Source organism: Ruegeria sp. AD9 (assembly GCF_056542305.1).
Genome location: NZ_JBQFZP010000015.1, coordinates 16,571 through 37,489, shown reverse-complemented (window position 1 = coordinate 37,489; position 20,919 = coordinate 16,571). Strand labels below are relative to the sequence as shown.

Sequence of the window (20,919 nt, the reverse complement as noted above, 5' to 3'; positions counted from 1 at the left end):
TCTTCGTCGGTGTCACCGTGCAATGCCTTTACAGTTAGTGCACCGGCCGTCAGGTGCAGTTCAGTTGCTGCTCTCCGAATTGGATTTGCTAACATGGCAATTTCCCTTCCTTATTGGGTTACAAATTTGTTCTGATCAGTTGGCCGTTGCTGCTCCTTGTTGCGCAGTGTTCTTGCCGCAAAGCCGCCAGCCATACAGGGCGCCGTTCTCAGTGTTTGCCGTGGCCGCGATGCATTAAGAAATGCATGCCCACGCAGACCAGCAAGAACAGCAACGGAGAACTGAGCAAAGGATAGAGTGTCTCGCGGTATTCCCAGCCCAGAACAGCGGCGCCCAACGCGATCGCAATGACAACCGGGAGCCAATTACGCTTGGCACCGTTGGCCGTCTGATCTTCGGTTTTGGGCGCTTCGGCCGTTACGTCAGAGCTGACCCTTTCGGTCGTCTCCTGTGTGGCGCGGGTTTCGTCGAAATTTGATTGGGTCATAGCTGATTTGTCTCCTTTTCGATGATCCATTGTTTGAGAAAGATGCGCTCATAGACGAAGACCAAGCCGATGCCAGCAACGGCATATACTACGATCATCGGGTCGGAGCGCAGCTTGAGTATTGTGAACGCGGTCAGGACTACGCAGTCCAGCGCCAGGGCGGTCAGCAAGACCCATCCACGGGCTTTGATCTGACCGCGCAAGCGTCGCCAGACACCCCAATGCACCGCCATGTCCATCACCAGGTAAAAGAACGCCCCCAACGAGGCGATGCGAGACAGGTCGAACAACACCGCAAGCAGGCCCGCAATCACGACCGTGTAGATCAGCGTGTGAGACTGGATGCTGCCCGTCATGCCGAAATGGCTGTGCGGGATCATCTTCATGTCGGTCAGCATCGCCAGCATCCGGGACACAGCGAAAACGCTGGCGATCAGCCCCGAGGCCGTCGCCACCATCGCCAGCGCCACGGTCAGGTAGAACCCGCCCTGCCCCAGCACCGGCCTGGCAGCCTCGGCCAGGGCATAGTCCTGCGCCGCGCGGATTTGCTCGGGCGGCAGGCTGACACCGACGGCAAGGGCGACCAGCAGGTAGACCACCGCGCAGATCGCGATCGAGATCATGATGGTGCGCCCGACATTGCGGTGCGGGTCGACGATCTCGGCCCCGCTGTTGGTGATGGTGGTAAAGCCCTTGAAGGCGAGGATCGACAGGGCTACCGAGGCGACGAACCCCAGCGGCGCGGCCGGTTCCGAGCCCTGAACCTGCCAGGTTCCGCCCGCAGCCCAAAGTGCGGCGATGCCGAATATTGCGATCCCGCCTATCTTGAGCGCCGACATGATGATCGACCACAACCCCACCGACCGGTTGCCCGACCGGTTCACCGCATAGGCAAAGACGATCAGCGCAACAGCGACCAAAGACACCAGCGGTCCGCTCTCGATGTTGAACGGGCGGAGCGCATAGGTCGCGAAAGTACGCGCGACGAGGCTTTCGTTGATCACCATCGACAGTGCCATCAGCAGCGAGGCCGCCGCCGCAACCGCCCCGGGCCCATATGCCTTGGTCAGGATCATGGCGATGCCGCCTGATGAGGGCCAGGCGTTGGACATGGCGATATAGGTATAGGCGCTGAAAACCGTCACCACGGCCCCGACCACGAAGGACAGCGGAAACCATGGCCCCGCCAGCCCGGCGATCTGTCCGGTAAGTGCAAAGATCCCAGCGCCAATCATCACGCCGGTCCCCATGGCGACGGCTCCGGTCAGCGAGATTGATCCGGGCTTCAGCGCGCCACTGGCGCCGTGGGTACTATGCTCGTGCGTGCTCAAATCTTCGCCCCCCGCAATCGCAGCGCATTCAACACCACTGAAATCGATGAAGCACTCATAGCGAAGGCCGCAAACATCGGGCTGATCAGGATGCCGAAAAGCGGGAACAGAAGACCCGCCGCCACCGGAACGCCCGAGGCGTTGTAGATCAGGGCAAAGAATAGGTTTTGCCGGATATTGCGCATGGTAGCGCGGGCCAGCCTACGGGCGCGCACGATGCCATCAAGGCTTCCGTTGACCAGCGTGAAGCCTGCACTTTCGATCGCCACGTCGGCACCGGTCCCCATGGCGATGCCCACATCGGACTGCGCTAACGCGGGTGCGTCGTTCACTCCGTCACCCGCCATGGCGACCTTTGCGCCTTTCTCCTGCAGTTCGCGAATTATGCGGGCCTTGTCCTCGGGCAGTACGTCGGCTCGAATCTCATCGATACCCAGACGTTCGGCCACCGCCTTTGCAGTGCGTTCGTTGTCGCCAGTCGCCATGATGATCCGGAAACCCAGTTCGTGCAGCGCCTTGAGTGCGGCTGGTGTTGTTTCCTTGACCGGGTCGGCGACGCAGACCAACCCCGCCACTGAACCATCAAGCATCACGAACATCACCGTTTCGCCGTCATCCCGACGCGCATTGGCCTTGGCCGTCAGTTCGGCCGCCTCGAGTCCGAGATCGGTGACCAGTTTCAGATTGCCGAGCGCGACGGGGCGGCCATCCACCGTGCCTTTCACGCCTTTACCAGTCACCGCCTCGAAGTCACTGGCGTCGGACAGGGCTACGCCACGTTCCTCGGCTCCTGTGACGATTGCCTCAGCTAACGGGTGCTCCGAGCCCTTCTCCAGCGTTGCGGCCAGCCGCAGCACCTCGACCTCGTCATGGCCAGGTTCGGGTAATACAGCCACAAGCTTTGGCTTGCCCATGGTCAGCGTGCCAGTTTTGTCGACGATCAAAGTATCGATCTTCTCGAACCGCTCCAGCGCTTCGGCATTTTTGATCAGCACTCCGGCCTGCGCCCCGCGCCCCGTGGCCGTCATGATCGACATCGGAGTGGCCAGGCCAAGCGCGCACGGGCAAGCTATGATCAGTACCGACACCGCTGCGATCAAGGCGTAGGAGAGCGCCGGAGCCGGTCCCCAAATTGCCCATGCAATAAAGGCCAGCGCAGCTATACTTATGACCGCCGGTACAAACCAGCCCGCCACTTTGTCAGCGTATTTCTGAATTGGTGCGCGCGAGCGTTGCGCGTTGGCCACCATTTCGACAATCTGGGACAGCATTGTGTCAGAGCCCACTCGGGTTGCTTCGATCACAAGGCTACCGGTGCCGTTGATTGTGGCCCCTGTGACCGGCTCGCCTTGTACCTTTTCGACCGGAACCGGTTCGCCAGAGATCATGCTTTCGTCAACAGATGAGCGCCCTTCGAGTACAATGCCGTCTACTGGCACCTTGTCGCCGGGGCGTACGCGAAGGCGGTCACCTACCTGTACTTCTTCAAGCGGAATTTCCTCTTCACTGCTGTCAGGGCGGATAATGCGGGCGGTCTTTGCGGCCATGTCCAGCAAAGCGCGGATTGCCTTTCCTGTGCCTTCGCGTGCCCGCAGTTCCATCACCTGCCCGAGCAGAACAAGTGTAACGATAACTGCGGCCGCTTCGAAATAGACCCCAACATGGCCTTCTGAATCTCGAAAACCGTCCGGAAATATGTGGGGCATCAATACGGCGACAACGCTGAACAGCCACGCGGCCGAAACCCCCATGGCAATCAACGAGAACATGTTCAGGTTCATGGTGCGAAACGAATTCCACCCTCGTTCCAGAAATGGCCAACCGCACCAAAGAACAACCGGAGTGCCAAGTATCAGTTCAATCCATAGGGTTGTTCGCTCACCAAAAATCTCTCGCACACCAGACAGCCCAACGTAGGGGCCCATCGTGAAAACCAAAAGTGGAAGCGTCAGAATCGCACCTACCCATAGGCGCCGGGTGAAATCCACCAGTTCCGGGTTCGGCCCCTCGTCCACCATCGCCGCGCTTTCCAGCTCCAACCCCATGCCGCAGAGTGGACAGGACCCGGGATGGGTTTGCCGCACCTGCGGATGCATCGGGCAGGTATATACGGGTCCGTCATAGCCTGTCGGAACGATGTCATATTCACCGTTCTCGTCCGTCGCGCCATGATGCGCGGAATGGTGGTGATGCGCATGCGCATCCACCTCGCCCTCGGGCACAAGGTGCATCCCGCATTTGGGACAGTCGCCGGGCCCAGATTGACGCACGTCAGAATGCATGGGGCAGACGTAAGCGACCTCGGTCGGGCCGTTCGCGTGGATTCTGATGTCGTGGTCTTCTGTCATGTTCTGCTCCCTGGTTTAAGCTTTGGTCGTAGAGCCGTTTAATTACGCAATGCCGGGCACAGTCCTTCAGGGCAGAACAACCATCTGGTGGCCCTCACCCAGTATCGGCATTTCGGTAATAGCCGTCAGGCTGACTTGATCGACGATCCAGACCTTCGGTTCGGTTCGGCTTGATACCATCACTTTGCCTGAGTTCGGTATGGTCGTCAGGTGATAAGGTGCCGGTGACAGGTTGGTCGAGCGCTGTTTGCCCGTAGCAAGATCAATCGACAACAACCGGTCGGTGCCTTTGGCGGCCACGAACAGTACGCCCTCGCGGTCGGACAGGCCGATCCCGTGCAACTCGCCTCCAATGTCATAGGTTTCGGTGACAGAACCGCTGGCAAGATCTACGCGGAAGGCCTTGCCACCATCACTGTCGGCTACGAAGGCGGCGCTGCCGGTGGCGTTAAGTACAAGATGCTCAGGGCCTTCGCCGACGGGCATGTTGCGTACGACGAAGCCTTTGACGACATCCACTTCGCTAAGTGTACCATTGCCGGTATTGGTGACATAGACCCTGTCGCCGTCAGGCGCGAATACCGCATAGTTGGGCATTGGCCCGGTTGCTACGAAACCAAGGAAGCTGAGCTTATCGAGATCGACGATCGAAATACCGTCACCGCCCGGATGGGTCGCCACCGCGAACCGCCCGTCGGGCGACACCGCAGTGTGATGCACCGCACCTGGAACCTCGATCTGGCGGACGACCTCGCGTGTTTCCGCATCAAGGATCGTCAGCAGGCTCCGCCCCTTGTCTTTGGGCAACGCAGTGACATCGCGCTTGGCGTGGTGCGCAGCGTGTTCATCCTTGGACATACCTTCGGGTTTTGGTGGCGTTGTGGCCTCGGTTTCTGCGTAGCTGCCCGCGACCAGGTACTTAAAGCCGGGCGCGCCGGCCAGCCCATGGACCGCCACGAGCCTCGGCAGCCGCTCGACGGTCTTGCCGGTTTCGGAGTCGATCACCAGAACCGAGTCCGCGCTGCCTTCGGGAATGAACACGGTTGCCGCCAGCGTGAGCGAAGGCGCAGTCAAAGCTGCGACGGACAGGCCTGCGGCCAGATTGAACAGGGTCATTTAGGTTTCCTTTCGTCAACTGAAACGCGCGCATTGGCGGGCACGTGCAGAAAAATCCGGTAGATGACGGCCATCAGGAAGGGCGTCAAAAGCAGGGTCAGAGCGATGGCCTTCATGGCTTTGTCCTTTCAATCAGTTGAGTTTTGTGCGAGCCGCAAAGACATTGAACAGTCCGCCGAACAGCAACGCGGCGTACCAGCCGTAGAGAAACGCCCATAACAGTCCCAACAGGAATGAGGGCAGGCTGAGCCAAGTCATTCCGGGCATCAGGCCGATCCAAGCCCGGTACATGGCAAAACTTGGAAAGATCAGGTCAAAGGCCACGCACAGCAGGTAGGTTGCGGCCAGAAACAGGCTGAGCGCCCAGCCAAGGGTTGTCACCGGAACACCGGGATGATGTTCTTGTGTCCCCATCACACAGGGGCCACAGGTCAGGCGCAACAGTGCGAATAGCACCACGCCCGTGACGAAAAAGTACAGAATGGTAAGCATGGTAAGTGTCCTGAACTGAGTTGGGCCGCAATCAACGGCTTGGGCAAGACCCCGGAGCGATTCCGGAGCCATTGCCGGTCACGTTCAGGACAGGTTTGGCGGATGTGGTAGTGGTGCGACCGGCAGGCTTGCGCGTGGCCGGAACCGTTCTGGCGCCACGGGCGTAGCAATACGCATCGAGAGCAATTCAGGTGCCGCCATAACTGCCATCGCATAGCAGCCCGGGTGCACTGAGCAGTCTAATTCTTCTGATGGATGAGACGCGGGATACCCACCGCTGTCATCGATCACAAGCTCGGCCTGGGTGGCGGCCTTCGCGATGTCATGCCCGGCATGGGACGGCACAACAGAGATCAGCATCGAAACCACCAACGCACAGATCAACAGGACCTGCAGCCGGCCCATGGCTCGGGCCGTCCGTGTCGCAGTTGATATCCATTGTGCGCGGATCACTTAGGGTTTCCTCCATTCTCCAACAGTTTAGGGCCGCTTGGACCGGTCGCATTGATCTGGCTCAATTCGTGGTCTGAAGAGCCAACAGGCATCTTGCGTTTCCAAGCCAACCAGATAAGTGGCGCCCCCGTCAACAGCCCAAGCCCGATAACCGCAAGGCTGGTGCCGCCTGTCGCGGTTTCGGTAATCTGGCTGCCCAGATGGGCCAGAACGAAACTGGCCGGCAGGAGTCCAGCCAAGGTGGCCAGTGCGAACCGCCAAAATTGAAGTCGGGTCAGACCGGCGGCATAGCTGACCATGTCGAAAGAAACGAAAGGCATCAGGCGGCTGGTGAACACGGTCAACATCAGGGCATTCTGCGATCCAAGCAACCCCAAGTCCAGCTTGTCGCCGAACCACTGGCGCAGCGCGTCGCGCCCCAACCAACGGGCTATCAGGAACGCCAGCAGCGCCCCCAACTCCGCTCCGATAGCAACCAATGCGGTTCCCAGCCCATGCCCATATGCCACCCCGGCAGCGACAGCGATCGGAGCGCTGGGGATTGGGCTGGCAACCACTGCGGCTGTCATGAAGCCGATGATGACAACGGGTCCGAACGGGCCGGCCCAATCCACCCACGCAGTAATGACTTCGCGCGATAGTCCTGCGTCCAACGCGCCAGACAGCCACAACCAGATGGTGGCGATCAGCAACGCGATCAAAACCGCGATGAAAACCAAACGGCTATTGCTGTGCAGGCCCTCCAGCTTTCGTTCCTCCTATGACATAGCCCTCCACCCCTAAACGGGAGTGACGGATTCCGAGGTCACTTAGCGATGTATTTGATCAGCGCTACGATCGCCAGAACGATCAACACTGCGATCAGCAACATCCAGATCATTCCAAACCCCATTCCAGCGCCATAGCCCATCATCGCTTTGTTCCTCAGTGGTTTGTGCCGAGTGCGATGACCCGGCTACACGGTTGCGTTTCAGTTGTTGGTTTCAGAAGCCTTTGTCACAGGTTTCGAGGCCTTCATGCCGTGTTTCGGCGACATCGTCTTTGCGCCTTTCTCGATTTCCCCTGTGGTCACAACGCCATCGCCATTGGCATCAAGATGCTGAAATCGGTCCACCATGGTTTCGCGGATCATCCCGGAATGCAGCGCTTCGAACTCATCAATCGACAGGTTGCCATCTCCATTGACGTCATGCGCCTGCATCCGGGCCTTCAGACCTTCGGCGATCTCAGATTCGCTCGGGCGACCGTCCTCGTCCATGTCCAGAACCGCCAGCCAGTTGCCGCCCATCATCTGGCCATGCATTTTCACCATCATTTGCATCATGCCTGCGTGATCGCCCATCATGCCGCCGGGCGCACCCTGCATCATGCCGCCCTCATGGCCCTGCATCTGCGCGCTGCTGCCATGCTGACCGGCGGCAAGCGCGGGCAGCGCCATCAAAGTCGCGGCAATGGCTCCAGCGGCCAGCGTGAAGGTACGTTTCATGACTTTCACCTCTCGGGTTTTTGTTTCTACACAAAGCATATGGCCGCCCTCGGTCGCGCCACCACCCCCCTGCTCAACCCGGTTTGTATCGTTGTGTCGCAGCCCGCCCAACTGATACAAAGGGATACAAAAAAGCCGGGATTTGTACCGCGCCGGGGCTTATGATTGCGCCATGACTGAAGCACCACATATCTTGATTGTCGACGACCACCGCGAAATCCGTGATGCTGTCAGCCGCTATCTGGAAAAGAATGGGTTGCGCGCCAGTACCGCGCGCGACGCAACCGAGATGGACGCACGACTGGCGGCCGGTCGGATTGATCTTATCGTACTCGACATCATGATGCCGGGCGAAAACGGATTGTCGGTCTGTCGCCGCCTGTCCGCGGCCGGTGGCCCGCCGATCCTGATGCTGACAGCCCTCAGCGATGACACCGACCGTATCGTGGGTTTAGAGATCGGCGCCGATGACTACCTGCCCAAACCATTCAACCCACGTGAATTGCTGGCCCGGATCAAGGCGATCCTGCGGCGTTCCGAAACCACCGTCCCCCCGGCTGGCGATCTGAGCGGCAAACGGATCGCCTTTGGAAGCTGGGTTCTGGATGCCGACAGTCGCACCTTGATATCCGCCGAAGGGGCCGAAGAAAGTCTGACCACCGCCGATGTCCGGCTGCTGGCCGTATTCCTGCAGCGGCCCCGCAAACTCCTGTCGCGAGACGAACTGCTGGATTTGACCGCCGGCCGCAGCCCGCACTTGTTCGACCGTACGATCGACAACCAGGTCAGCCGCTTGCGTCGCAAGATCGAAGCTGACCCAACGCGGCCGAAGCTCATCACCACGATAAGAGGTGGCGGTTATTGCCTGTCGACCGACGTGAGCGAGCTTACGGGATGAAAGCCTTTGCCCAAAGTCTGCGCGGTCAGCTTATCCTTTTGATCATCGCCGCGCTGGCTGCCGCGCAACTGGTCAGCCTGTGGCTGTTCGTCGACGAACGCTCAATGGCAGTGCACATGGCCCTTGGCCTGGAAACCGCCGGACGCGCCGCAAACATCGCGCGGCTGATTGAAGAAGCTCCACCCGAGATGCACGACGCGATCCTGCGGGCGGCAAGTTCTCCACTGGTGCGTTTCAGCCTTACAGATACGCCCGCAGTCGATCACACCGGACATAGCGCTGGTGGGACGGTCGAAAACACAATCCGCAGAATTCTGCCAGGCTATGAAAACCGTCCCATCCGGGTAGAGTTGCATGAGTTCTCTCCCGATATGCTGCCGGTTGAAGGTGTTCCGTCTACAATGGCTGAAATGCACATGGCAATGATGCGTGATCACGTTTCCGCAATTGAAATGCAGCTGTCGATCGCTCTGACGACCGATCAATGGCTCAACGTGGATACCCGGTTCCATAACCCTCCTCTGCAATGGCCTTTGCAGTCCTTCGTCAGCTTCGGTTTCACTGCAACTTTAATTCTTGGAGCAGCCATTTGGTTTCTACTGACACGGCTGACCGGCCCGTTGCGCCGCCTGTCACTGGCTGCAGACCAGTTTGGTCGCGGTGAAGACGTCCAGGAACTGACGGTTTCTGGTCCGACCGAGGTGCGAGATTTGACGCAGGCGTTCAACCATATGCGTGATAGGCTGACTCGCTATGTTGCCGATCGGACCAGACTATTGGGGGCGCTGGGTCACGATTTGCGGTCGCCACTGACGGGATTGCGGGTTCGCGCCGAACTGGTGGAGGAAGAGGAGACCCGTGACCATCTGATCGAGACCATCGAGGAAATGCAGGAGATGGTGGACTCCACCCTGTCATTTGCCAAGGGCGTGGCCACGCGCGAACCTTCCAGTACCGTCCCAATTGGTGAATTCGTAACCAAAACGACCGAAGACATTGTGCAAGCCGGTGACACGGTTGAAGTATCGGTCGCAGACAATCCGGCCGTCACGCTTCGGCCGATGCTGATGAAGCGAGCTCTGCGCAATATCATTGAAAACGCCTGCCGGTATGGTGCCCGGGCCAACGTCTCAGTCATGCAAGAGGGGAATGAGGCAAAAATATTGATCCAGGATCAGGGGCCCGGCATCCCCGAGCATATGCTCGATGCGGTATTCGACCCATTCGTGCGGCTTGAAACATCCCGCTCGCGAGAGACTGGCGGAACCGGCTTGGGGCTGTCGATCGCACGTACGATCATCCAGTCGCACGGTGGCACGATAGAATTGCTAAACGGGGAAACTGGCGGCTTGTGCGCTAAGGTGGTTCTGCCAGTTTTTGAGGGCCAAACGTAACTTGTGAACACAATCGGCATGCCCCGAAAGCTTATTGGAAGCGTACCGCTTTGGGCCAGTTTCAGGTGTGGGCTCAAACGCAGCGGCGGAGAACACTGAACTGGAAAGACTGACTTTCCCCCCAAGAGGTTTGGTGCAGGTGATGGCGATGCGCGACGAGTTCAAAGTGTTCCTCAAAAAGCACGGCGATATCGCTCGGACTATAGCGGGCGACAGGGAGACCACTGCAAGTCTCCGGCCCATCAAGTGCAAACGTAGCAATGATCACATGGCCGCCAATTTTTACCCCTTTCTTCACGCTTTCCAGATAGGCCGCGCGTTGCGATGTATCCACGAGAAAGTGAAAAACCGCCCTATCATGCCAGACGTCATATCTGCGATCGGGGACCCAAGAAGTTATATCTGCAGAAATCCAAGTGACTGTTTCAGCGGCGCGCCCCAACCTTTCCCGGGCCGTGTCCAACGCGACCTGCGATAGATCGAGAACTGTCACGTCATGGAGCCCCTTCGCAAGCAACGCTCCAGCAAGACGAGATGTACCTCCACCAATGTCGATGACGGATGAAGGCTTAGACACTCTGATCAACTCGATGAGTTCAAGCGATATCTCTGGATCATCCTCGTGCCAACTCAATTGGGTGTCAAACTTCTCGCCATAGACATCGTCCCAGTGCTCTCTTGTGTTAGCTGTCATGTCGTATCGTTTTCCCAAGTCGTCGCCCTGGAGATATCCTCATTTTGACCGCTCCGCGCTGCGTTTTCGACTGAAGCAAAAACCAACAAGGCAACGCCCCAGACAATTCGACGCTGGTCCGTTGAATGGCCGCGTGAAGTCATCTCGGCGACAATGTAGTACACACATTCCAATTGTGAAATGTTTTAGGTGGGATTTGCTTGTCGGTCAGATTTCCACTGGGCTGCGCAAGTAGCTCCAGAATTTTGCGCAGTTTAACTGCAGTGGCGCGGGCCGGAGATACCGAAGCGTTGGCAGTTTGTGTACTGCTTGCCTGGATTGCTCTGTTCAATCAGTATAGCCGGAAGATTTTCTGAGCTTTGGAGCTTCAATCAGTCAACGAATTGCTTAAAGCGCCTTTAACCGACAATGGACTGATAACTTATGAGCAGAGCCACAGATCGTTGAAATACGATTTGGTTCTTGAGTGGCTCCTACTCCATTTCTCTTAGTTCATAGAATTTCCTACAGTCGTTGAAACGGCGAACAATCACATCATTGGTGAATAGCTGCCGCATCAACAGACTCAGTTTTTCATGATCGCGCCGATCGCATACATACCATCATCGCTTTTGACCAACATCAGTGTGACTTCGTCACCTGCGCTGATCTCACCCATCATCTGGGCATTCTCAAGAAGCTGCAAATCCATCGTCATCGCGGGCCACCCGATCTCGGGGATCGGATCATGGCTGACGTTAGCGGTTTCGTCGCCAATTGAGTTCACCAAAGCCTTTGCGTGGACCGCACCTTCCATCTGTTCGGAAGACATGGGCATGTTGGAATGGTCCATGCCGTGGTTCGTTTGCGCGATGCCGGATGTTGTAGACACGGCCAATAGGGCCAAAATTGCAGTCAAAGTTTTCATCAGATGCTCCTGTTTCAAGGTTGTGGGTATTATTCTGCCGGAAGCGCAGGGGGCACTTCCTGGATCGTGTGGGAGATCTCTCGGTTCACGCGATTGAGCGCGAGCCGTTTCCAAATCACGAATATTGCGGGAATGACAAAAAGCGTAAGAAGGGTCGCTGTCACCATGCCCCCAATCATCGGCGCAGCGATCCGCTGCATGATTTCAGAGCCTGTACCGGTGCCGTACATGATGGGTATCAGTGCTGCAAAGATCGTGGCTACAGTCATTACCTTCGGCCGAACCCGAAGAACGGCTCCTTCGAACACCGCGTCTTCGATATCGTCACGTGTCAGCTTTCGCTGTTCCGATTGCGCCAGCCCTCGACGTTTCTCCCAAGCAAGATTGAGGTACAACAACATGACAATCGCTGTTTCCACGGCAACTCCCGCCAGCGCGATGAAGCCCACGAGCACAGCAATTGAGATATCGAAGTTAAGATACCATAAGAACCAAACCCCACCTGCCAATGCGACCGGGAGCGCCGCAAGAATTATCCCGACCTCAATCACCCGATTGAACGCCAAGAAAAGCATGAGCGTGATAATTAGCAGGGTTGCAGGAGCAACGATCGTCAACCTGTCCTGCATTCTCTCTATGTACTCATACTGCCCTGACCAAGTCAGCGAGTAACCTGGAGGCAGGTCGACCTTTTCTGTAACCACCTCTTGTGCTTCGGCCACATAGCCGCCCAGGTCGCGCCCCGCGATGTCGATGAACACGAACCCAGTTCGTCGAGCGTTCTCTGATCGTATCATTCCCGGCCCGTCAACTATTCGAATATCGGCGAGAGCGGACAGTGGCACATGAGCACCCGACGGCGTGACGACAGGAAGATTTTCGAGCCGTTCCGGGCTGTCTCGCCATGCCTGAGGGTACCGAAGGTTTATAGGAAACCTCTCCAGCCCCTCCACAGATTCCGACACTTGCATACCGCCAATTGCGGTCTGCACTACGTCCTGAACTTCTCGAACACTCATCATGTATCGGGAGGCGGCATCTCGTTTGACGTCGATTTCGATGAAACGCCCGCCAACAGGTCGCTCTGCGTAGGCGGAAGCCGTTCCATCAATATCAGCGACCGCACGCTCTACTTCGATCCCTATATCTGTAATGACCTCCAAGTCGGTGCCGGATATTTTGACACCGACAGGAGTACGGATACCTGTCGCAAGCATATCGATGCGGTTCTTGATAGGTTGGATCCAAACATTTGTAACGCCCGGAACCTGAACGATACGATCGAGCTCATTCCGGATTTTCTCCATTGTCATGCCGGGGCGCCATTCTTCTTCCGGCTTGAGTTGGATTGTGGTCTCCACCATCGTTAGAGGTGCTGGATCGGTTGCAGTCTCCGCACGCCCAACTTTACCGTGAACAGTTTCGACTTCAGGCACGGTCGCGATCAGGCGGTTGGTCTGCTGCAGTACCTCACGGGCTTTTCCCGTCGAGATCCCGGGGTAGAAGCTCGGCATGTAGAGAAAATCACCTTCGTTCAACTCGGGCATGAATTCAGAGCCAATTCTCTGGTACGGGTACCACATGGACGTCACCAGAACGCCGGCCAACAGTGTTGTTGCCCATGGCCAGGCAATTGCCGCGTCCAGAAATGGGCGGTACACGAACACAACCAAGCGATTTAGCGGATTTTTTCGCTCCGGTAGAATACGCCCCCTTACAAAGTAACCCATCAAGACCGGAACCAGCGTTATCGAAAGGATGGCGGCTGCAGCCATGGCGTAGGTTTTGGTATAAGCGAGTGGCGAGAAGAGCCTACCTTCCTGATTTTCCAGAACGAAAACAGGCAAAAAACTAACCGTGATAATCGCCAGAGAATAAAAAAGGGCTGGTCCCACCTCAGAAGCGCACTCTTGCACAATCCGCCATCGGTTCTCTGCTGTGAGCTTTTCTTTTTCCAACCGCCTGTGCATCGCCTCGATCATCACAATCGATGCGTCGACCATCGCACCAATAGCGATGGCTATGCCGCCGAGCGACATGATGTTTGCGTTTACTCCTTGCGCCTTCATCAGAATAAATGCGGCAAAGATTCCCAGAGGGAGCGACAGAAGAATTACGAGGGATGACCGCAGATGAAGTAGAAAAGCCGCGCACACAAGAACAACGACAATGAATTCCTGCGTCAGTTTCTTCTGGAGGTTATCGATAGCACGCTCGATCACACCAGATCGGTCGTAGGTCGTTATGATTTCGACCCCCTCCGGCAGGTTTGAGCGCAACTCTTCGATGCGCGCCTCCACCGCTTTGATCGTTGCCAACGCATTCCCACCCCATCGCAGAATGACTACTCCACCAACCGCGTCTCCTTGCCCGTCGAGTTCTCCGACACCGCGCCGCATTTCCGGCCCCAGACGGATTTCAGCGACGTCTCCAAGCGTCAGAGCGGCGCCACGGTCGTTGACCATCAACGGCGCGCTTGCAAGGTCTGACAATTCGTCAATGTAGCCCGAGGACCTGACCATGAATTCGGCTTCCCCCATCTCAATGACGCTGCCGCCCGTCTCGCGGTTGGCCGCCTGAATAGCCGTCCTCAATTGTGCAAGTGTTATGTCATAGGCACGTAGTTTGTTTGGGTCGACGACGACCTGGTACTGTTTGACCATTCCGCCGATGGTGGCGACTTCTGAGACGCCTTCCACGGCTTGTAATTCGTATTTCAGAAACCAATCCTGCAGAGTCCTGAGCTGAGCCAGATCATGATTTCCGGTTCTGTCAACCAGCGCATACTGATAAATCCACCCGACCCCAGTCGCATCAGGGCCAAGTTGTGGTGACACGCCCTCAGGTAAGCTGCCGGTAATCTGGCCCAAGTATTCGAGCACACGCGACCGAGCCCAGTAGAGGTCCGTCCCGTCCTCAAAGACAACATATACAAAGCTGTCTCCAAAGAACGAGAACCCGCGAACGTCTTTTGCACCGGGTACGGCCAATAGGGCTGTCGCAAGTGGATATGTGATTTGGTTTTCGACAACTTGAGGCGCTTGCCCGGGATATGGCGTGCGAACAATTACCTGGACATCCGACAGATCCGGGATTGCATCAACCGGCGTCTCACGAATGGCCCAAATACCCGCAACTCCTATCATGAATGCGAGGGCCAAGATGACGAACCTGTTGGCGAGCGAAGAACGAATGATGGCCGTGATCACTGCGTAACACTCCCATCAAGCGCGACCTCTAACAGCGTCATCGAAAAGTCGGGATTGCGGCGAAGGATCAAAGAAACATCAATCCCTACAGGCAAGTTAGAAACCTCAATCCCCTCCGCAACCGGGAAATCCATGGTCATGCCCGGCATGCCGATCTCAGTCATCGGACCGTGTGTTACGTTCGCGGTACGCGCGTTCGGGTCGATACTGTTAATCCGGCCAGAAACCTGAAGTGGCGGTGCAATAGGCGTTGCCGCAGCCAACACCATTGTCATGCCATCTGCACGCGCGAAAGTCAGAGTCATTTCAGAACCGACTTCGAGCATGCTTGTGTCCAATGTAGGTTCTAATGGGAAATCCATGGTCATTCCGGGCATGCCAATCTCAGTCATCGGCCCGTGAGTGATGGTTGCCGTTCCCGCCTCAGCATTAACGAGGTTGATCGTGCCGGTGACTACAATCGGTGGAGCAGAAGGCGTGTCGGTTTCTTCGGGTTCAACGGAATCCGTCGGCGGCGAGCCCTCTTCGCGAATTGCCACAATCGAGAACATCCCCCCTTCTCCCTCAGCCAGATCAAACTCAATTGGCATGTCGATTGGCACGGTAGTGAGATCTACTCCTACAACAGGCAAATCCATTGTCATGGCGGCCCAACCGAGCTCGGGGATCGGTCCGTGCTCAAGCGTCAATTTGCCGTCTGAAGTGACGGCGCGCGCGATTCCGGCACCAGTTCCGGCAATACCATCGTCTGGTGCAAGCTCCATCAGGCTCAGAAGCCCATCCGCACCCCGTGCGATCACGAAAGCGACTGCGTCGCCTGCACTCAAGCTGTCGAGCGAAACACCAGACCTCACCGGAAACTGCGAAGTCATTGCGGGCCAATCGAGGCTTTCGAGAACATCGTGACGAACAGTTGCCATACGATTTTGGGCATCGAGTGAAACCAGGGTGCCTGCCCCGCGTGCTGGTTCGGTATCCGTTGGTGCCATTCGGGTGAAACCGGCGCTCAAAGCACTTTCACTGTCGATTAGAAACTGTGCGGATGCGACAACTTCCTCACCAGGTTCAAGCCCTTGCAGAACTTCTGTTCGACCCCCCTCGCCGAAACTGTCTCGAAGACCTGTAGTCACCAGTCTCGGGCGAAAAGTACCATCGCCTGTTTTTAAGATGACGCGTTCCGCCGAACCGGTACGAATTAACGCCTCTGATGGAACAGTGAGAACATTTCGGCTTTCATCCGGTATAAGGCTAACACTGCCAAACATGCCCGGCCGCAGCACGCCGTCGGTGTTATCGAAACTAAGCCTTACGGGAAGAGTTCGGGTTTGCGGATCAAGCTCAGGGTAAACATAGTCGATGTCGCCTTCGAAGGTGCGACCGGGTAGGTGCTCGAACCTTGCTATCGCGCGCATATCTTCCGACAAACGTGCAATATCTCGTTCAAATACATCAACGATCAGCCATACTTCAGAAAGATCGGTTACCGAAAAAGCAAGCGTGCCTGGCTGCAGGTACATGCCATCGGCGGCATTCAGAGCTATGACGACACCGTTTTGAGGTGCCTCAATTTCCACATTTCGAACCAACTCACCGCCCGCCTCAATCTCAGCAACCTGACGAGCGGACATACCGTGGCTGATCAACTTATTGCGCGCCGCGTCCAAAATCCGCGGGTCACCAGCTTCGACTGCGCGTACAAGATCGCCGGTCGCAGCTGCGATCAGTGGTGAAAAGAGTTCAAATAAAACTTGCCCCTTCTCAACGCGATCACCGACCGCTCGAACTTTCAGTTGCTCAATCCAACCTTCAACACGCGTATGAACGTGATTGGTCAGGTGTTCGTCAAAGCCGACGAAACCCACCGTTTCGATGCGAGGTTCGATATCAGTCATGCGTGCAACCGCAGTTCGCACACCAATTGCGTTGATTTCCGCAGCGCTCAGGGTGACTTCTTCAGGGTCGCCGGTAGGTTCCTGCCCAGAATAAACCGGGATCAAGTCCATACCCATCGGCGATTTTCCAGGTCCAGGCTGCCGAAAATTCGGATCCATCGGTGCTACCCAATAAAGGACCTCTGGTTCGTTCGACTGGCCCTGATCAATTGGATTCAGGTACAGTCTTTCAAGAAAGACACCTCCACCCAGGCCAATCGCCAAGGCAAGTACTGATAGTGCCGCATATCTTCCACGCATAATAATCTCCTGACGGTCGCAGTGCATGCTCGAACCGAAACAACATGAAAACCCGCGCTGACGGGCCTGTGGATGTTAGGAGATTTGTGGAGGACGATCGGGCGTCAGAGGCGCTTGAGAGTTGTGGATGTCGGAATCCATGTTACGGTTTTTCTGGCCAAAAGCTTCAGCCAAAACCGCAAGTCCTACGTGGGTCGGATATTCGCCAACACAACAGATACCGGAATGACATTCTCCGCTGTGATTTACGTGGCTATCCGTGTGGATTTGGCCAGTCGTCGGATGCAAACCGCTATGGTCGTGTTTGAAGTCTGATGACTTTGCAGCCATTGAAACGCCGTGAGGCTCAGAGGTGCTACTGTTTTTGACGTCACTGCTCGCGACCACAACAGTGCCGACGAAGGTCATCGCCAAGCAGACGCATGTCAGAAACGTCATTCGCAACACTGAGAAAAACTTCCACTTCATCCCGTGCAGTTAGGACGAACGTAACGAGTGTTCAAGCCAGTCGGAGGAAAAAACAGGTGAGTTGGTGCGCTGTATCGAAATGAAGCGGATTCCCGCGAATACACGTAACAAACTGCCAAAATAGGAGGCAGTTCATACGATGAGCGCATCTAAGTTTGGCCGAGGTTCTTCAGGATCGGGCAGTCGGGACGGTGGTCTCCGGCACATTCATCGATTAAATGAGACAGTGTAGCATGCATGGCCTTCAGGTCCGCGATCTTGGCATCTATTTCTTTTAGGTTCTGTTTGGCGATATCCTTCACGTCCGCGCTTGCGCGTTCTTTGTCCTCGTACAACGCCAGTAGTGAACGGCAATCCTCAATGGTAAAGCCCAATGAGCGGGCCCGCCCGATGAAGGCCAGTTTGTGCAGTTCCTTTTCGTCGAAATGTCGATACCCGTTCAGACTGCGCCTGGGTTTGATGAATCCGATATCCTCGTAATAACGGATGGTTTTGGCAGGCAGACCCGAACGTTCTGCTACATCTCCGATATTCACAGCGGTTCTCCTATTCTATTCAGCAGGCGCTGATCGCAGCGCCTGCTCTTCATTCTGCGAGATCTGTTCTCGCCCAACTTTGATCGGCTTAACCCAGCGCAACCGCAGCGCGTTGGTCAGGACAAATACACTGGACAGCGCCATGGCACCTGCAGCCAAAACCGGCGACAGCAACGGGCCGCCAAACGGATAGAGCACCCCCGCTGCAACCGGTATGAGCAGCGTGTTGTAGCTGAAAGCCCAGAACAGGTTTTGGCGGATGTTACGCATGGTGCGCTGACTAATATCGAAGGCGTTGACCACGCCTGTCAGGTCGCCTGACATCAGAACGACGTCAGCCGCCTCGATGGCGATGTCAGTGCCTGTCCCGATCGCAATTCCTACGTCAGCCGCCGCCAGAGCGGGGGCATCATTGATGCCATCACCCACAAAGGCCAGTTTTCCGCCATTTGAGCGCAGATCTTGCAACGCGGATACTTTACCCTCTGGCAGAACCTCGGCCACGACATGATCGATGCCAAGCTGCGCCGCGATGGATTTGGCTGTAGCGGTATTGTCGCCGGTAATCATCGCTACTTTCAGCCCCAGTCCGTGCAAAGCTTCAATTGCGTCTGGCGTGGTGGTCTTGATTGGGTCCGCCACGGCGATGACGGCTGCGATAACTCCGTCTACGGAGGCATAAAGTGGAGTCTTTCCGTTGATTGCGAGTTCAGCGCCCCGATCAGACAACGCGCCCATTTCAACCCCTTCGCGACTCATCAGGCGGTCGGCCCCGATCAGGATTGTATGGCCTTCGACTGAGGCGCTTACCCCGTAACCGGTGATCGACGTGAAGTCTTCTGGCTTCGAAAGCTCCAGACCACGGGTTTCAGCCGCGCGCACGATGGCCGTGGCGATCGGATGTTCGGATGTGACCTCAACGGCAGCAACAAGGCGCAGAACCTCATCCTCGGCCAATCCTTCGGCCACAATCAGGTCGGTCAGCTCCGGACGCCCTTCGGTCAAGGTCCCCGTCTTGTCCACCGCAACAACGGTGGTTTCCTGCAGCATTTGCAAGGCGTCGCCCTTTCGAAACAGGACACCCATCTCGGCCGCGCGGCCGGTGCCGACCATGATTGAGGTGGGTGTGGCCAACCCCATGGCGCAGGGGCAAGCAATGATCAGTACCGCAACCCCGGCTACCAACGCCAAGCTGAGCGCAGGATCGGGTCCGAACAACATCCAAACCAGCACAGTCATTACGGCCACAGCGATCACTACCGGCACGAACCACAGCGTGATGCGGTCAACCAAGCCTTGAATCGGAAGCTTGGCACCCTGTGCTTGTTCGACCATTTGAATGATCTGGGCCAACATAGTGTCTGCGCCGATCTTTTCAGCCCGGTACGTCAATGCGCCCGCGCCATTAACTGTTCCGCCGACCACAGTTGCGCCCTCGGTCTTTTCGGCAGGAACCGGCTCGCCGGTGATCATGCTTTCATCGACATATGACGCGCCGGTCACTACGGCACCATCCACCGCGATTTTTTCGCCCGGTCGAACGTGCACAATATCCCCTACAACGATCTGCTCGATCGGTAGCTCGACAACCGATCCGTCGCGCTCAACGCGCGCTGTTTTTGCCTGCAGACCGACCAGTTTTCGGATCGCTTCACCAGTTCGCCCCTTGGCGCGCGCCTCGAGGAACCTCCCCAGCAATATGAGAACCACGATCACCGCTGCGGCCTCGTAGTAGACGTTTGCGGTTCCGGCGGGAAGAACACCCGGCGCAAAGGTGGAAACAAGCGAGAACCCATAAGCCGCCGAAGTGCCCAGAGCCACCAGAGAATTCATGTCCGGCGCGCCTTTGAACAAGGAAGGGAATCCCTTAGTATAGAACTGCAAACCTGGCCCAAAAAGAACGATCGTGGTTAGAAGGAATTGCAGGTAATAGCTGTTCTGGATGCCGATCGTGCTCGCTATCAGGTGGTGCATGCCCGGAATAACATGCGAGCCCATTTCAAGGATAAAGACCGGCAAAGCGAGCAAGGCGGCAAAGCTTGTTCGCCGGGCCAATTGGCGAATCTCTTTGGCTTTGCGGTCTTGTGGTTCGGTCTGCGTCGCGGATCGCAGGCTCGCCGGATAGCCAGCAGATGCCGCAAGCGCCGCGATGGCTTCGGGTGTTGTGACTCCCTCAGCATAACGTACAGTTGCACTTTCGGTGGCCAGATTGACCGACGCGGACAAGACGCCATCATCTGCTTGCAATGCCCGTTCAACGCGCCCCACGCACGATGCGCAGGACATGTTCTGAATATCCAGCGTTACCTCTTCCGTCCGTGCCAGATATCCGGCGCTGTTTAACGCATCAGCAATGGCCGCTTTATCGGCTGGATCGCGGAAATCGACCTGAACGCTTTCGCTGGCGAGATTAACCGAAGCGGCATCTACCCCTGGCACATCTTTCAACGCGCGCTCAACCCGCCCTACGCAGGACGCACAGCTCATACCCTGAACTTGAAACCTTGCATGTGAAATTTCAGTCATATTGTCACCACCAATGTTCTGCTGACGGGAAACATAAGGGTTCCAGCAAGTGGAAGGTCAAGGGATGGGGCTGACTTTCTTTGCCACTAATTTTGACGATCCAATAATCACGACTTGACCTTCCTGTGCTGGAATACTTTAGCCGGGACGACGGAACACAGGAGCAAACATCCATGACGACCCTAAATATCCCGGATATGAGCTGCGGGCACTGCAAGTCAGCTATCGAAAAAGCCGTTGCCACGGTGGATTCCTCCGCACAGTTGGACTTTGACATGGAAAACCGCAGGGTACGTGTCTTAAGCACCAATTCACTTGATCATATCCTTGCAGCGCTGAAGTCCGAGGGATACGAAGCCACGATCGCATGATAAACTTAGGA

At 56.6% G+C, this 20,919-nt stretch carries 18 protein-coding genes; 4 read left to right on the top strand and 14 right to left on the bottom strand.

What is annotated here, in order from left to right; genetic code table 11:
- Positions 1 to 208 precede the first annotated feature (208 nt).
- From ACR0AM_RS17635 to ACR0AM_RS17600, 8 genes are all read right to left on the bottom strand, one after another.
- Positions 209 to 487: a DUF2933 domain-containing protein gene (locus ACR0AM_RS17635; protein WP_170417934.1), complete on the bottom strand. Its 279-nt coding sequence runs from the start codon at positions 485 to 487 to the stop codon at positions 209 to 211.
- Positions 484 to 1,818: an APC family permease gene (locus tag ACR0AM_RS17630; protein ID WP_255612171.1), complete on the bottom strand. Its 1,335-nt coding sequence runs from the start codon at positions 1,816 to 1,818 to the stop codon at positions 484 to 486. Before ACR0AM_RS17630 ends, ACR0AM_RS17635 begins: the two co-directional genes overlap by 4 nt.
- Positions 1,815 to 4,100, bottom strand: a complete 2,286-nt coding sequence (locus tag ACR0AM_RS17625) for a copper-transporting P-type ATPase (protein ID WP_170418025.1) — start codon at positions 4,098 to 4,100, stop codon at positions 1,815 to 1,817. Before ACR0AM_RS17625 ends, ACR0AM_RS17630 begins: the two co-directional genes overlap by 4 nt.
- Positions 4,101 to 4,232: 132 nt before the next feature.
- On the bottom strand, positions 4,233 to 5,282 hold the full coding sequence (locus ACR0AM_RS17620) for a YncE family protein (protein WP_170417931.1): 1,050 nt from the start codon (positions 5,280 to 5,282) through the stop codon (positions 4,233 to 4,235).
- Between the two features lie 132 nt (positions 5,283 to 5,414).
- Positions 5,415 to 5,774 (bottom strand): hypothetical protein, encoded by a 360-nt coding sequence (locus ACR0AM_RS17615; protein WP_152460765.1) that lies wholly within the window; start codon positions 5,772 to 5,774, stop codon positions 5,415 to 5,417.
- Between the two features lie 84 nt (positions 5,775 to 5,858).
- Positions 5,859 to 6,227 carry a hypothetical protein gene (locus ACR0AM_RS17610; protein ID WP_157054266.1) on the bottom strand — a complete coding sequence of 123 codons (369 nt, stop codon included), beginning with the start codon at positions 6,225 to 6,227 and terminating at the stop codon, positions 5,859 to 5,861.
- On the bottom strand, positions 6,224 to 6,946 hold the full coding sequence (locus ACR0AM_RS17605; protein WP_331252139.1) for a TVP38/TMEM64 family protein: 723 nt from the start codon (positions 6,944 to 6,946) through the stop codon (positions 6,224 to 6,226). The genes ACR0AM_RS17610 and ACR0AM_RS17605 overlap by 4 nt, the downstream gene beginning before the upstream one ends.
- Positions 6,947 to 7,197: 251 nt before the next feature.
- A complete protein-coding gene (locus ACR0AM_RS17600; protein WP_170417928.1) occupies positions 7,198 to 7,713 on the bottom strand; it encodes an EF-hand domain-containing protein in 516 nt (171 codons plus the stop codon).
- A gap of 172 nt (positions 7,714 to 7,885) precedes the next feature.
- Here ACR0AM_RS17600 and ACR0AM_RS17595 point away from each other — a divergent pair, with 172 nt between their 5' ends.
- Both ACR0AM_RS17595 and ACR0AM_RS17590 read left to right on the top strand, forming a co-directional pair.
- A complete protein-coding gene (locus ACR0AM_RS17595; RefSeq protein ID WP_170417925.1) occupies positions 7,886 to 8,611 on the top strand; it encodes a response regulator in 726 nt (241 codons plus the stop codon).
- A complete protein-coding gene (locus ACR0AM_RS17590; protein WP_237217564.1) occupies positions 8,575 to 10,005 on the top strand; it encodes an ATP-binding protein in 1,431 nt (476 codons plus the stop codon). The genes ACR0AM_RS17595 and ACR0AM_RS17590 overlap by 37 nt, the downstream gene beginning before the upstream one ends.
- A gap of 73 nt (positions 10,006 to 10,078) precedes the next feature.
- Here the strand turns inward: ACR0AM_RS17590 and ACR0AM_RS17585 are convergent, their stop codons facing one another.
- The 4 genes from ACR0AM_RS17585 to ACR0AM_RS17570 all read right to left on the bottom strand — a co-directional run bounded on the left by ACR0AM_RS17585 (position 10,079) and on the right by ACR0AM_RS17570 (position 17,007).
- The gene (locus ACR0AM_RS17585) at positions 10,079 to 10,699 is read right to left on the bottom strand and encodes a class I SAM-dependent methyltransferase (protein WP_170417923.1); all 621 of its coding nucleotides are present in this window, start codon (positions 10,697 to 10,699) and stop codon (positions 10,079 to 10,081) included.
- A 565-nt stretch (positions 10,700 to 11,264) separates the two neighbouring features.
- Entirely contained in the window at positions 11,265 to 11,606 is a 342-nt protein-coding gene (locus ACR0AM_RS17580) for a copper-binding protein (RefSeq protein WP_170417920.1), read from the bottom strand.
- Positions 11,607 to 11,635: 29 nt separating this feature from the next.
- Positions 11,636 to 14,815, bottom strand: coding sequence for an efflux RND transporter permease subunit (locus ACR0AM_RS17575; RefSeq protein ID WP_170417917.1), 3,180 nt, complete (start codon positions 14,813 to 14,815; stop codon positions 11,636 to 11,638).
- A complete protein-coding gene (locus tag ACR0AM_RS17570; protein ID WP_170417912.1) occupies positions 14,812 to 17,007 on the bottom strand; it encodes an efflux RND transporter periplasmic adaptor subunit in 2,196 nt (731 codons plus the stop codon). Before ACR0AM_RS17570 ends, ACR0AM_RS17575 begins: the two co-directional genes overlap by 4 nt.
- Before the next feature lie 123 nt (positions 17,008 to 17,130).
- Between ACR0AM_RS17570 and ACR0AM_RS17565 the strand changes: the two genes are divergently transcribed.
- The gene (locus ACR0AM_RS17565) at positions 17,131 to 17,322 is read left to right on the top strand and encodes a hypothetical protein (protein WP_170608328.1); all 192 of its coding nucleotides are present in this window, start codon (positions 17,131 to 17,133) and stop codon (positions 17,320 to 17,322) included.
- 302 nt (positions 17,323 to 17,624) lie between these two features.
- On the opposite strand, the gene cueR is transcribed toward ACR0AM_RS17565, so the two are convergent.
- Together cueR and ACR0AM_RS17555 are read right to left on the bottom strand one after the other, a co-directional pair.
- A complete protein-coding gene (gene cueR / locus ACR0AM_RS17560; RefSeq protein ID WP_152460772.1) occupies positions 17,625 to 18,011 on the bottom strand; it encodes a Cu(I)-responsive transcriptional regulator in 387 nt (128 codons plus the stop codon).
- Positions 18,012 to 18,026: 15 nt separating this feature from the next.
- Positions 18,027 to 20,537 (bottom strand): heavy metal translocating P-type ATPase, encoded by a 2,511-nt coding sequence (locus ACR0AM_RS17555; RefSeq protein ID WP_170417908.1) that lies wholly within the window; start codon positions 20,535 to 20,537, stop codon positions 18,027 to 18,029.
- Between the two features lie 173 nt (positions 20,538 to 20,710).
- On the opposite strand from ACR0AM_RS17555, the gene ACR0AM_RS17550 reads away from it, so the two are divergent.
- The gene (locus ACR0AM_RS17550) at positions 20,711 to 20,908 is read left to right on the top strand and encodes a heavy-metal-associated domain-containing protein (RefSeq protein ID WP_170417905.1); all 198 of its coding nucleotides are present in this window, start codon (positions 20,711 to 20,713) and stop codon (positions 20,906 to 20,908) included.
- Positions 20,909 to 20,919: the final 11 nt, after the last annotated feature.